This is a genomic window from Bradyrhizobium sp. ISRA464, from assembly GCF_029910095.1.
GTDB lineage: Bacteria > Pseudomonadota > Alphaproteobacteria > Rhizobiales > Xanthobacteraceae > Bradyrhizobium.
This window is the reverse complement of sequence record NZ_CP094526.1, coordinates 5,513,452-5,527,043: the sequence shown is the minus strand read 5'-3', so window position 1 is coordinate 5,527,043 and position 13,592 is coordinate 5,513,452. Positions and strand designations below refer to the sequence as shown.

Below are 13,592 nucleotides of genomic sequence, written 5' to 3'. Positions count from 1 at the left end.
AGTGCAATGACCGGATCGGGCGGCCAAGGCAGCAGTCAGGAGAGCAGGGCCAGTCCCGGTCAACGGCGGATGGCGCAATGGATGCGCGACTACGTCCGGCTTCCCGGCATTCCCGACGAATATCTCGGCGAGAGCGGCGCGCCGCGCCTGGTCTGGACCCGCTTCTTCGACGCCTTTGCCGCGCTGTCGCCGGTCGATATCAAGCGCCGCTTCGCCTCCGCCGACCGCCATCTGCGCGAGGCCGGCGTCACCTACCGCGCGCCCGGCGACACCGCCGACCGGATCTGGCCGCTGAGCCATCTGCCGCTGATCATCGACGCCGCCGACTGGCGGCAACTGAGCGCGGCGGTCGCGCAACGCGCGCAACTGCTCGAGATGGTGCTGGCCGATCTCTACGGCGAGGGCCGCCTGGTCGCGAGCGGCGCCATACCGGCCGCGGCGATCGCGGGCAGCAGCGAATATCTGCGTGCGGTCAGCGGCATCAAGCCGCCGGGCGGCCGCTATCTGCATCTCTACGCCGCCGACATCGGCCGCGGGCCCGATGGTCGCTGGTGGGTGCTCGGCGACCGCACGCAAGCGCCCTCGGGCGCGGGCTACGCGCTGGAAAACCGCCTGGTGCTGTCGCGCGCCTTCTCCAATCTCTACAAGTCGATGAATGTCGAACGCGTCGCGTCGTTCTTCGAAGCGTTCCGCGATTCGCTGCGCGCCAGCGCCGACCGCGACGAGCCGCGAATCGGCCTGCTCACGCCGGGCGCATTTAGCGAGACCTATTTCGAGCACGCCACGCTCGCGCGATATCTCGGCTTCCTGCTGGTCGAAGGCGACGACCTCGCGGTCTCCGGCGACCGCATCCATATCCGCACCGTGGCCGGGCTGAAGCGGCTCGACGTGCTGCTGCGCCGGGTCGATTCCAACATGCTCGATCCGCTCGAGCTCGACGCGTCGTCCTATCTTGGCGTGCCCGGCCTGGTCGAGGTGCTGCGCAAGGGCGGCGCAGTGGTCGCCAACATGCCGGGCTCCGGTGTGATGGAGGCGCGGGCGCTGCTTGGCTTCCTGCCCAATCTCTGCCGGCGCCTGCTGAGTGAAGATCTGATGATGCCGCACATCGCGACCTGGTGGTGCGGCCAGAGATCCGCGCGCAAGGAGGTGCTGTCGCGGCTCGATGAGTTCGCAATCGAGGGCGCCTATGGCCGCGGCGTTCCCGGCTTCCCCGGCAACGGCCCGGTGCTGGCCAGCGAATTGTCGGCAGCCGATCGTGATCGTCTGAAGGATGCGATCAGCCATCGCGGCATCGACTATGTCGGGCAGGAGCTGGTGCGCCTCTCCACGACGCCGGTCTGGGAGAACGGCCGCATCGCGCCGCGGCCCTTCGTGCTGCGGGTGTTCGCGGCCGCGACGCCGAACGGTTGGACGGTGCTGCCCGGAGGCTTCTGCCGGATCGCCGAAAGAGCGGATGCGCGCGCGGTGTCGATGGGCGATGGTGCCGTGTCGGCCGACGTCTGGGTGGTTTCCGACAAGGCGGTCGCAACCTCGACATTGCTGCCGGCGGTCGACACCGTGCGGATCCGCCGCATCGCCGGCGTGCTGCCGAGCCGCGCCGCCGACAATCTGTTCTGGCTCGGCCGCTACCTGGAGCGCGCCGAGGCGACCATCCGGCTGATCCGCGCGCTGTGCACGCAACTGCGCGATCCCGCCCGCAACAATTCGGCCGGCACCACGCCGACACTGCATTCAGCGGAGCGCATCCAGCGCCTGCTGGTCGCCTGGGGCGCGGCCTCACAGACCGCACGTGCCAATCCGGCGAAGGTCGCGCTCGAGGCACTGCAGAGCGAGGACAAGTTCGGCTCGGCGCTCTCGCTGGTGCGGTCGGCGCAGCGCACCGCGACCTCGTTGCGCGAGCGGCTGTCGCCCGACGCCTGGCAGGTCATCACCGAGATGGCCGATCGGCTCGCGATCGAGGTCCATGATGATGACGGCGTCGTCAGTGCTGCCGAACTGACGCTGCAGGAGCTGGCGAGCTTCGCGGGGCTTGCGCAGGAGAACATGAACCGCGCCGCCGGCTGGCGCTTCCTCGACATGGGCCGCCGCGCCGAACGCGCCATCAACACCACGCGCTTCGCCCGCCAGTTCGCCTATGACGAAGCCGGCGACGAGGACCTCGACGTCCTGCTCACGCTGGTCGACTGCCAGATCACCTATCGCTCGCGCTATCTGGTGCAACCGCTGCTCGCGCCGGTGCGCGATCTTGCCGTGCTCGATCCCTACAACCCGCGTTCGGTTGCGTTCCAGGTCGCTGACCTGAACGAGCACATCGCTGCGTTGCCGAGCCTGAAGGAGCACGGGCTGATCGAGCGGCCGCAGCGGCTCGCGGTCGCCGTGGAGGCAATGCTGACGACGGCGGAGGCCGCCAGCCTCGACGTCAAGATGCTGTTCGCGCTGGAGCAGGATCTGCTCAATCTCGCCGACGCCATTGGGCTGCATTACTTCCCGCATGGACCGAACGCCAGCCGGCCGGAGAAGCTCACGGGGCTGGCGTGATCTACGACATCCGTCACGTCACGACCTACAGCTACGAGGCCCAGGTCAGCTTCGCGCGCTGCTCGCTGCGGCTGGTGCCGCTGAGCGGGGACGGTCAGGAGCTGATCTCCCATAGCGTCGAGATCCGCCCGAGGCCCGCGGAGCGCACCGCGCGGCGTGATTTCTTCGGCACGCTGACCGACAGCGTGCTGATCGAGACTGCGCATCGCAATCTCCGCATCGATTCCCGCTCGCGGGTCTCGGTGGCGCGGCAGGCGCCGGCCCGCGATGCTGCGAGCGCGCCATGGGAGAAGGTGCGCGACACCGCGTTGGAGGCGACGAGCCTCGGTCCGTCCTCACCGGTCGGCTATGTCTTTGCCAGTGCGCTGGTGCCGCTGCTGCGTCCGCTGACCGACTACGCCGCCGCGAGCTTCCCACAGCGAGGCGGCATCCTCGCCGGCGCGGCCGACCTGATGCGCCGCATCCGCGCCGATTTCAGATACGATCCAAAGGCGACCGTGATCTCGACGCCGCTTCGGGAAGTGTTCGAGAAGCGCCATGGCGTGTGCCAGGATTTCGCCCATGTGATGATCGCGGGGCTGCGCGGGCTCGGCCTGCCGGCGGCCTATGTCAGCGGCTATTTGCGCACCATTCCATCGCCGGGCCAGCCGCGGCTGCAGGGCGCGGATGCGACGCACGCCTGGGTGTCGGTCTGGTGCGGCGACGACCTCGGCTGGATCGGGTTCGATCCCACCAACGATCTGATGGTCGCCAACGATCATATCATCCTCGCCATCGGCCGCGACTTCGCCGATGTTTCGCCGGTCGACGGCGTCATCGTCGGCGCGAGCAAGCAGAAGCTCAACGTCGCGGTCGATGTGCTGCCGGTGGAGTAGGCGGCCTACGCCGCACGGCGTTCACGCGAGCCGTCGTGCCCGGCGGGGCTGACGACCACGCGATCGCGGCCTGCGTGCTTGGCTTCATAGAGTGCAAGATCTGCGGCCGAAACGAGGTCGTGCAAGGCGCCTTCCTCGGCCGGCGTCATGCAGGCCAATCCGATGCTCACGGTCGGCAACTCATGCTGGGTTTGGCGGAACGCTGCCATGAGCTCACGAATCCGGTTTGCAATCTCCAGCGCGCCAGCCCTGCCGACGCCGGGCAGCAGCACGGAAAATTCCTCGCCGCCATAGCGTGCGCCGAGGTCGGACGCGCGCTTGATGCTCGTCGCGATGCATTGACCCACGGTGGCCAGCACCGCATCGCCGGCCTGGTGTCCGTAGGTGTCGTTGAAGGCCTTGAAGTGATCGACATCGATCATCAACAGCGAGAGCGGTGCTTGTGCGCGCAGGCCGCGGCGCCATTCGACGGCCAGGGTCTGGTCGAGCCGCCTGCGGTTGGCGAGTCCGGTCAATCCGTCGGTGCCGGCGAGGTGTGCCAGCTGGGTTTCTGCGGCGGCCCGCCGCTTCACGGCGGCCACCAAATAGAACATCAGCACGATCGCGAAGCTGCCAAGTGCAACGACTACGATGCTGATCAGCCAGAACTGCTGCCACCAGTCCGCATAGATGCCGTCGAGCGCGAGGCCCTCGGCGATCAGCAGCGGGCGGTTCCCGATCTGCTGGAAGACGTAGAGCCGATTGACGTGATCGACGATCGAATTCGTTGTATAGGACCCGGACCGCTGGCGCGGAAACAGCCGGAACACCTGGGCATCCCTGATGCTTTGGCCGATGCGGTCGATCTCGAACGGCGCGCGCATCAGCATGGTGCCGTCGCTATTGAACAGCGCCATGCTGTCAAGAGGTCCGAAATTCAGCTTCCGGAACAGGTTGTGGAAGTAGCTGAGCCGCATGCTGCCGGCGACCACGCCGGCGAAGGAGCCGTCATTGTTGCTGATGCGCCGGCTCAGGCTGATCAGATACTCTCCCTCCGATGTCATCCAGGGAGGGCTGATGAATAGTCCGGCGTCCGATCGCGCCCGGTGTATTCGGAAGAAATCATGATCGGCGAAATTCGCCTTTCGCGGCATCAACGTCCTGGAATCCAGCGTGACATTGCCGACGGTATCGAGCACGAGGATTGAGCCCAGATCCTTGGCGGTCGCAGCGCGGTCGAACAGCACGACCTGCCGAAGCTCAGGGCTGATGCTGTTGATCTCCGGAAGCTTCTCTCCGTCGACGACCGCCTGTAGCGAGAGATCGTAGAGCTCGATGTTGCGGTCGATTTCGCTTGCGATGGAGGCGACCAGGTTTGTCGCGCCTTCCTTCGCGTGCTGGTAGTCCTTCTGCGCCATCTCCCAGAGGATGGACGCGCAGACGACCGAAAACCCCAGAACGAGGCCGATGCCAAGCGCAAGTAGCCGTTTGGCTGGCACCGCTTTTGGCCGAGGCAAAAGCCCGTCCATGACTCGCTTCCAAATTCCGCGCCCCCGCGCTTTGGTCTTTTTGATAGGGGCATCAAATTGAAAAAGCCGGCGCGAACAGCTGGCAATTTATGCGAGCCGGTTAGGCTGTCCTTAACCGTAGCGGAGCGGATGCGGCGTCGCACCGACCCAGCGCTCAGGTCCCGGTCCGTCGGATTCCGTCGGCGGCATCGGTCCGCAGGTTGCGGAAGAACTGCTCGACCTCGCGCGACAGCGTCTCTGCGGTCGCGGTCAGGTCGTTCGATGCCGTAAGCACCGATTCCGCCGCCTTGCTGGTCTGGCCGATGTTATCGCGAAGCGAGCCGATGTTTGCGACCAGCGTTTCGTTGCCTTGTGCGGCCATCTGCGCATTGACCGAGATTTCGCGCGTGGCTGCATCCTGCTGCCCGACGGCGGCGGCGATCGTCGAGGTGACGTCGCTGATCTCGCGCACCGCGTGGCCGATCTCGCGGACGGCGCCGACCGAGTTGCGGGTCGAGGCCTGGATCAGGCTGACATTCTCGCTGATTTCAGCGGTTGCTTTCGCGGTCTGCCCGGCCAGCGCCTTGACCTCATGCGCGACGACGGCAAAGCCGCGGCCGGCGTCGCCGGCGCGCGCGGCCTCGATGGTGGCGTTGAGGGCTAGCAGGTTGGTCTGCTCGGCGATCGCCTGGATAAGGTTGAGCACGCCGTCGATGCGCTGGGTGGTGGCGGCAAGGCCCTCGATCTCACTGATCGATTTGTCAGTGCGCGCACCCGCCTGCTCGACCGCGTTGGAGGATTGTTTCACTTGTCGGCCGATCTCCTGGACCGAAGCGGAGAGTTCCTCGGCGGCGCCGGCCACGGCGGAGACGTTGCTTGAGGCCTGCTCGGTCGCACTCGCCGCCGTAACGGCACCTCCGCTCGCATTCGCTGCGACGCTCGCGATGGTCTGCGCGGTGTCGCGCATCGCGGCCGCATTGTCGTGCACCGCGCGAAGCACCGAGCCGATCGTGCCGCGGAACGCCTCCACCGAGGTCTCGATGCGCCGGCTGCGGGCGTCGCGCGCCTCGGAGTCCTGCACGACTTGCGCATTGAGGCTGCGGTTGCGTTGCATCGCCTCCTGGAAAACCTTGATGGCGCGCGCCAGTGCGCCGATCTCATCGCCGCGGCCGATATGCGGAACGTCGACGTGGTCAGCGCCCTCGGCCACGCGCTTGATGGTCGCGGTGATCTGCGACAGCGGGCGGGCGACCGAGCGGGCGATGATCAGCACGCCGAGCACGACCACGATCAGGGCCACGGCGCCGAGGCAAGTCAGGACAAGGGCCATGTCGCGGTTGACGGCGGCCTGCCGCGCGAGCCTCTTGCTGCGTTCGGCGTAGACCCTGGACAGCGCTTCGAGATCCTTGTTCAGGGCGGAGCGCACCTGGCGGTTGGCGTCGTTGTCGCCCCATTCGCGTCCGGCGGCGGCGCCGATCTCGACGCCGCGCCGGACCAGCTCCTTGCGGAAGTCGACGAACTGCTCGATCCGCTTCTTGAAGGTCGCAAACTGCTCGGCGTCGTCGGCCTGCACCAGTGCTTCCCAGTTCCTGACGACGGCGAGGATCTGCTCGTTGAACTTCAACAAGCCATCGCCGTATTTCTTCACCGTCGCCGGTTCGGTCGACATGTAGATGCCGCGGGATTCCATCACCACGGCATAGACCAGCGAGTTGACCCGCTCGACGTTGAGCGCAGCGCGGCTCGCGAGGTCGACGGCCTCGGTCAGTTCCGCATTCCGCCGCGTGTTGTAGTCGGACAGGAAAGTGATGGCTGCGGTCAGCGCGGCGATCAGGGCGAAGATCGAGTACAGCTTGGCTGCGAGCGAGAATCGGGATGCCATGGGACGCCTGAGGGAGGAGGCCGGGAGACGTTCGAGATGGGCATCCAGGGCACCCCAGCAGGTCGGCGAACCCCTTCGGCCGATCAAAAATTATGCAGAATCTTCGTGGACGATTCCTTAATGCGCGAGCTTTTCGCAGTTGCAACCTTCGAAGTTTGACGAGTAATGCGGGGCGTTCACATGATGCGAGTTCCGTTGGAGGTGCGCGGGCAGCGTTGCTGGAACCTTGCGGGCATCTGCCAGTCGTCATCAACGCTTCATGGGAGCTGTTAGCAAAGAGGTGCTACGCTGCACCGTCCCGCCTCCCTCCGAGACCCGAAATGCCATGGTCTACCGTCACACCGTTTTTGCGACCTCCTACGTCTTCGATGACCTGCGCCAATTGCTCGCCAAGGCGACGCCGCCGCGTTCCGGTGACCGGCTGGCCGGCATCGCGGCCGACAGCGCCGAGGAGATGATCGCCGCACGTTTCGCGCTTGCCGACGTTCCGCTCAGTCAGTTCCTCAACGAGCCGGTGGTCCCCTATGAGGACGACGAGGTCACCCGTCTGATCCTCGACAGCCATGACGTTGCGGGATTTTTGCCGATGTCGTCGCTCACCGTCGGTGGCTTCCGCGACTGGCTGCTGTCGGACACCGCGACCGCCGACGCCCTGACGAAGATCTCGCGCGGCGTCACGCCGGAGATGGTGGCGGCGGTCTCGAAGCTGATGCGCAACCAGGACCTGATCCTGGCCGCGCGGAAGTGCGAGGTGACGACCCGGTTTCGCAACACGATCGGCCTGCGCGGGCGGATGAGCGCAAGGCTGCAGCCCAACCATCCTTTCGATGACGCACGCGGCATCACCGCCTCGATCCTCGACGGGCTTCTGCTCGGATCGGGCGATGCCTGCATCGGCATCAACCCGGCAAGCGACGATCCCAACGTAATCGCGGCCTTGCTGCGGCTGCTCGATGACATCATCACGCGGCTGGAGATTCCGACGCAAAGTTGCGTGCTCACGCATGTCACGACCACGCTCGGCCTGATCGGACAGGGACTACCCGTCGATCTCGTCTTTCAGTCGATCGCCGGCACGGAAGCCGCCAACCGCAGCTTCGGCGTTGACCTCTCGATCCTGCGCGAAGCGCGCGAGGCGGCACGCTCGCTGCACCGCGGCACGGTCGGCGGCAATGTCATGTATTTCGAGACCGGGCAGGGGTCGGCGCTGTCGGCCAACGCTCACCACGGGGTCGATCAGCAGACCTGCGAGGCGCGGGCCTATGCGGTGGCGCGCGCGTTCGATCCGCTTCTCGTCAACAGCGTGGTCGGCTTCATAGGTCCCGAATACCTCTATGACGGCAAGGAAATCATCCGTGCTGGGCTCGAGGATCACTTCTGCGGCAAGTTGCTTGGCCTGCCGCTCGGTGTCGACGTCTGCTACACCAATCACGCCGAGGCCGATCAGAACGACATGGACAATCTCCTGACGTTGCTGGCGGCCGCCGGCGTCACATTCATCATGGGCGTTCCCGGCGCCGACGACGTGATGCTGAACTACCAGTCGACCTCGTTTCACGATGCGCTCTATATCCGCGACCTCTTCGGCCTGAAGCGGGCGCCCGAATTCGACGACTGGCTGATGCGCGCCGGCCTTGCGGGGCAGGACTTTCGCCTTGTTGGCGATGCGGGGCAGCTGCCCGAATTTGCTTCCAGGCTGCTGGCCTGATGCGAAAACGGCGTCCTCCGTAGCAACCATCCCGACGTTGTGACGTTAGCAGGTGCCACAATGTTGAAGAATTTCTGGCCCACCGTTCAATGGCGTGGTTAGATTTGTTGGTACTTCGCTTGAGGATGTTTGATGAGAGCTGAAGGCATTGAGACGGTGCGGCGTATCCTCTGCGTCTTTCCGCGCTATACGTCGGCCTTTGGTACCTTCGAGTACTCCTATCCGCTCACCGCCGGCGTCAAGGCGTTCATGCCGCCGCAGGGGCTGTTGCTGATCGCTGCCTATCTGCCCGAGACCTGGTCGGTCCGCTTCATCGACGAGAATCTGCGTCCGGCGTCGGATGATGATTTCGCGTGGGCGGACGCCGTGTTCGTCAGCGGCATGCACATCCAGCGCCAGCAGATGAACGACATTTGCCACCGCGCCCATGATCATGACCTGGCGGTCGCGATCGGCGGCCCGTCGGTCAGCGCCTGCCCGGACTATTATCCCTCGTTCGATTACCTCCACGTCGGCGAACTCGGCGACGCCACCGACGAACTGATCAGGCGCCTGGCGCAGGACACGCGGCGTCCGGACGCGCAGATCGTGCTGAAGACGGTTGACCGCCTGCCGATGACGGACTTTCCGCTGCCGGCCTATGAACTCGCCGAAACCAAGAAGTACTTCCTCGGCAGCATTCAGTTTTCGTCCGGCTGCCCCTATCAATGCGAGTTCTGCGACATCCCCAGCCTCTATGGCCGCAATCCGCGCCTGAAGACGCCACAGCAGATCGTCGCTGAGCTCGACAAGCTGCGCGCATGCGGCATGACCGATACGATCTACTTCGTCGATGACAATTTCATCGGCAACCGCAAGGCGGCGGTCGAGCTGCTTCCGCACCTGATCGAATGGCAGAAGCGGACCGGTTACGTCACCCGGCTTGCCTGCGAGGCGACGCTCAACATCGCCAAGCGCTCGGAGATCCTGGAGAAGATGCGCGAAGCGTACTTCGTCACGATCTTCGTCGGCATCGAGACGCCCGACCCTGACGCGTTGAAGGCGATGCACAAGGACCAGAACATGATGGTCCCCATCCTGGAGGGTGTGCACACCATCAATTCCTACGGGATGGAGGTCGTCTCCGGTATCATCATGGGGCTCGATACCGACAAGCCTGAGACCGGTGATGCGCTGCTCTCCTTCATCGACGAGTCCCGCATTCCGCTCCTGACCATCAATCTGCTGCAGGCGCTGCCCAAGACGCCGCTGTGGGATCGCCTCGAAAAGGCCGGGCGGCTGGTCCACGATGATAGCCGCGATTCCAACGTGCAGTTCCTGCTGCCCTACGACGACGTGGTCAATTCCTGGCGCAAATGCATGGAGGTCGCCTACCAGCCCGAGAAGCTGTTCGCGCGCTATCTGTATCAATGTGAATATACCTACGCCAACCGCATCAAGGTGCCGGTCAGCCCGGAGATGAAGAGCTGGGCCAACATCCGGCGCGGCCTGATCATGCTGCGCAACATCTTCTGGAAGGTCGGCGTACTCGGCGACTACAGGCGCGTGTTCTGGAAATTTGCGCTGGGACGGCTGAAGCGCGGCGACATCGAGGGGCTGATCTCGGCGACGCTGGTCGGGCATCATCTGATCACGTTCGCGCGTGCGGCCTCCAGCGGCAGGCAGAACGCGTCGAACTATTCGATCCGGCTGCGCGAGGCGTCCGTGCCCGCCGAATGAGAGCATGAAAGCCCCGGCGCCATCATCACATTCCCTTGCCGATCTCCGCGAGCTGACGCCGGCGCGCGTCGGCCTTGGCCGGTCCGGCGCCAGCCTGTCGACCGATGCGCTGCTCTCCTTCATGCTCGACCACGCACGCGCCCGCGACGCCGTTCACGCCGCCTTCGATGTCGCCGGCATCGCTGCGAGTCTCGCCGGCCTCGGCTTCGCGCCGGTCGAGGTGTCGAGCCAGGCACACAGCCGGCGCGACTACCTGCGCCGTCCCGATCTCGGGCGCAGGCTCGATCCCGCAGCGCTGCGAACCCCGGAGGGCAGGGGTATCGCCGCGTGCCCCTGCGCCATCGTGATCGGCGACGGCCTGTCGCCGACCGCGGTCAACGTCCACGCCGTCGAACTGCTCCGGCATCTCGTCCCGCGACTCGCCGCGGACAAGATCGAGGTCGGTGCGGTGGTTATCGCGTCCGGGGCGCGGGTCGCGCTCGGTGACGAGATCGGCGCCGTCATCGGCGCGCGCATGCTCGTCATGCTGATCGGCGAACGGCCGGGCCTTTCGGCGCCCGACAGCCTTGGCGCCTATCTCACCTTCGGGCCGCGGATCGGCCTGACCGACGCCGAGCGCAACTGCGTCTCCAATATTCATGGTGCCGGGCTGAGCTACCCGGAGGCCGCATTCAGGATTTCCTGGCTTGTACGCGAGGGGTCGGCACGCCAGATCACGGGAGTCGCACTGAAAGATGAAAGCGGCGGTGGATCGTCCCAGAATGCGCTACCGGAGTGTGACAAATCAGCTACTTAATGGTGGTTTTCGGCGGTTCCCCGCCGATTCGACTCCATGCTCGCGCTTGCGAGCAGGAAGGTGGGCCTGTAAAACCGGCGCCGGTCAATATTCGCGTGTTTTCAAGGACTAGCGCCGATCGGCTGCGCCCACGAGCCTCATTCGCGCCTGAGGACCCAACACCCAAGCTAGATTGAGTCGTTTTCAGAACTGGACAGGGCATGCTCGAAAAGAATTCCGAAAGTCAGGTCCACGTGGAGAAGGTCGAAGAGCCGCGGTCCGGGCCCAGCATTGCTTTCGGGATCGAGCGTCTCGGCCTGATCCCGATGCGGGCGCCGATCCTGTCCTGCATCGTTCTCGTCCTTCTGATGATCGGCGCCGTGTTCGGCGTCCAGCGGATCAAGATCGACGACTCGCTGTCACAGCTGTTCCGGTCCAACTCCAAGGACTTCAAACAGTACGAGGCGGTCACCAAGCGGTTCCCTTCGACCGAATTCGACGTCCTGGTCGTGGTCGAAGGCAAGACGCTGCTCGCGCGTGACAATCTCCAGAAGCTGCGCGACATGGTCACCGACCTTCAGCTCGTCGATGGGGTCCGCGGCCTCGTTTCGCTGTTTTCTGCGCGGCAGGCGCCGGCTCCCGGCAAGCTGCCGGCGGCGCTGTTCCCGAATGAGCTGCCGCAAGGGGAGGCCTACGACAAGTTTATCGAGACCGTCAAAAGCAACGAGATCATCCGCGGCAAACTGTTGTCGGAAGACGGCACGCTTGCGCTGATCGTGCTGTCGCTCGAGCCCAAGGTGGTCAGCAGCAACAAGCTCAGCGATGTGGTCGGCGACATCAGAAAGATCATGGCCGAAGATCTCGGCGGCAGCGGGCTCAATGCCGAACTCTCCGGTGTGCCGGTCATGCAGCTCGAAATCCGCAACGCGGTCGAGCGCGACGGACTGACCTACAACATCCTCGGCATCCTCGCCGGCTGCATCATCGCGATCATCTTCTTCCGCAAGATCTCCTTCATGGTGGCGGCGGCATTTCCACCGATGATCGCGATCCTGCTCGCGCTCGGCGGCCTCGGCTGGGCCAATTTCAATCTCAACATGTTCCTCAACGTGATGACGCCGCTCATCATGGTGATCAGCTTCTCCGATTCGATGCAGCTCACCTTTGCTGCGCGCGACCGGCTGATCGCGGGCCAGGACAAGTTCACCGCCTTCAAGAACGCGGTGCTGGTGGTAGGTCCCGCCTGCGTGCTGACCCACGGCACCGCGGGCATCTCGTTTATCGCGCTGCAGTTCTCGGATTCCGACCTGATCCGCAAATTCGGCGAGGCGGGCCTTGCCGCCACAATCATCGCGTTGATCGCGGTGTTGAGCCTTGTGCCGGTGTTCGGCGTGCTGTTCGTGCGCAACGAGCGGATCTTCGCGGTCAAATTCCAGAGCGCCGACGCCGGCGTGCAGGCGCTGCGAAATTTCTGCTACTGGATCGCCGTGCGCATGGTCGGCCGTCCCGGGCTATTCAGCCTGATCGCGCTGCTCGTCGTCGGCAGCCTCGGCCTCATCTACGCCAACCTGCAGCCGCGCTACCGGCTTGCCGATCAGGTGCCGGACAAGCGGCAGGCCGTGGCGGCGTCGAACCGCCTCGACGCCAAGCTGACCGGCGCCAACCCGATCGACGTGCTGATCCAATTCCCGCAAGGAGCCTCGCTGTACGCGCCGGAGACGCTGAAGACGATCGCTGACGTCCATGCGATGGTCGAGAAGACCGCCGGCGTCGGCAACGTATGGTCGCTGGAGACCCTGCGCCGTTGGCTTGCGGAGAAGGCCGGCACAACGGACGTCAATACGTTGAAGGAATATGTCGACCTGATCCCCGAACACCTGGTGCGTCGCTTTATCGATAAGAATCAGGACGCGGTGGTGGTGTCGGGGCGCGTGCCTGACCTCGATTCCAGTCAGATCCTGCCGGTGGTCAACAAGCTCGACCATGAGCTCGACAAGGTGCGCGCCGAGCATCCCGGCTATGAGATCGCGGTCACCGGCCTCTCGGCGATCGCCGCGCGCAACAGCGCCAGCATGATCGAGAAGCTCAATCGGGGCCTTACCGTGGAGTTCGCGCTGGTCGCGATCTTCATCGGACTGGCGTTCCGCTCGATCGTGGTGATGTTCTCCTGCATCCTGCCCGGCATCTTTCCCGTGGTGCTGTCGGGCACCGTGCTGTGGCTGATGGGGGAGGGGCTGCAATTCGCCAGCGTCGTGGCGCTCACGGTGTCGTTCGGCCTTGGCCTGAGCGCCACCATCCACTTCCTCAACCGCCTGCGGCTTGAGACCAAGCCCGGCGTGACGCCGCAGCTTGCGGTCGAGCGCGCCACGGTCCTGGTCGGTCCGGCGCTGATCCTGACCACGGTGGTGCTGGCCTGCGGCCTCGTCGTCACCGTGTTCTCCGACCTGCCGTCGCTGCGCCTGTTCGGCTGGCTCAGCGCGTTCTCGATGGTTGCGGCGCTGGTCGCGGATCTCTTCATCCTGCGGCCGACCTCGATGTTCCTGATCAACCTGTCGCAAAAGCTCCGCGGCAAGGGCGGGCAGCCGGCGCCGATCGAGAAGGCTTGACA

Annotated in this window: 8 protein-coding genes; 6 read left to right on the top strand and 2 right to left on the bottom strand. The window is 65.0% G+C overall.

The annotated features are described in order from the left end of the window. Positions 1-6: 6 nt before the first annotated feature. Together MTX19_RS25805 and MTX19_RS25800 are read left to right on the top strand one after the other, a co-directional pair. Positions 7-2,538: a circularly permuted type 2 ATP-grasp protein gene (locus MTX19_RS25805; RefSeq protein ID WP_280979902.1), complete on the top strand. Its 2,532-nt coding sequence runs from the start codon at positions 7-9 to the stop codon at positions 2,536-2,538. Next, positions 2,535-3,413 (top strand): transglutaminase family protein, encoded by an 879-nt coding sequence (locus MTX19_RS25800; RefSeq protein WP_280985528.1) that lies wholly within the window; start codon positions 2,535-2,537, stop codon positions 3,411-3,413. Before MTX19_RS25805 ends, MTX19_RS25800 begins: the two co-directional genes overlap by 4 nt. Positions 3,414-3,418: 5 nt before the next feature. Here the strand turns inward: MTX19_RS25800 and MTX19_RS25795 are convergent, their stop codons facing one another. Together MTX19_RS25795 and MTX19_RS25790 are read right to left on the bottom strand one after the other, a co-directional pair. Continuing rightward, entirely contained in the window at positions 3,419-4,921 is a 1,503-nt protein-coding gene (locus tag MTX19_RS25795; protein ID WP_280979900.1) for a sensor domain-containing diguanylate cyclase, read from the bottom strand. 154 nt (positions 4,922-5,075) lie between these two features. Further along, complete coding sequence (locus MTX19_RS25790; protein WP_280979899.1) at positions 5,076-6,782, bottom strand: methyl-accepting chemotaxis protein; 1,707 nt, start codon at positions 6,780-6,782, stop codon at positions 5,076-5,078. A 325-nt stretch (positions 6,783-7,107) separates the two neighbouring features. Here MTX19_RS25790 and MTX19_RS25785 point away from each other — a divergent pair, with 325 nt between their 5' ends. From MTX19_RS25785 to MTX19_RS25770, 4 genes are all read left to right on the top strand, one after another. After that, positions 7,108-8,490: an ethanolamine ammonia-lyase subunit EutB gene (locus MTX19_RS25785; protein ID WP_280979898.1), complete on the top strand. Its 1,383-nt coding sequence runs from the start codon at positions 7,108-7,110 to the stop codon at positions 8,488-8,490. Positions 8,491-8,622: 132 nt separating this feature from the next. Continuing rightward, a complete protein-coding gene (locus MTX19_RS25780) occupies positions 8,623-10,209 on the top strand; it encodes a B12-binding domain-containing radical SAM protein (protein WP_280979897.1) in 1,587 nt (528 codons plus the stop codon). Between the two features lie 4 nt (positions 10,210-10,213). Then, entirely contained in the window at positions 10,214-11,005 is a 792-nt protein-coding gene (gene eutC, locus MTX19_RS25775; RefSeq protein ID WP_280985527.1) for an ethanolamine ammonia-lyase subunit EutC, read from the top strand. A 200-nt stretch (positions 11,006-11,205) separates the two neighbouring features. Then, the gene (locus MTX19_RS25770; RefSeq protein WP_280979896.1) at positions 11,206-13,590 is read left to right on the top strand and encodes an MMPL family transporter; all 2,385 of its coding nucleotides are present in this window, start codon (positions 11,206-11,208) and stop codon (positions 13,588-13,590) included. Positions 13,591-13,592: the final 2 nt, after the last annotated feature.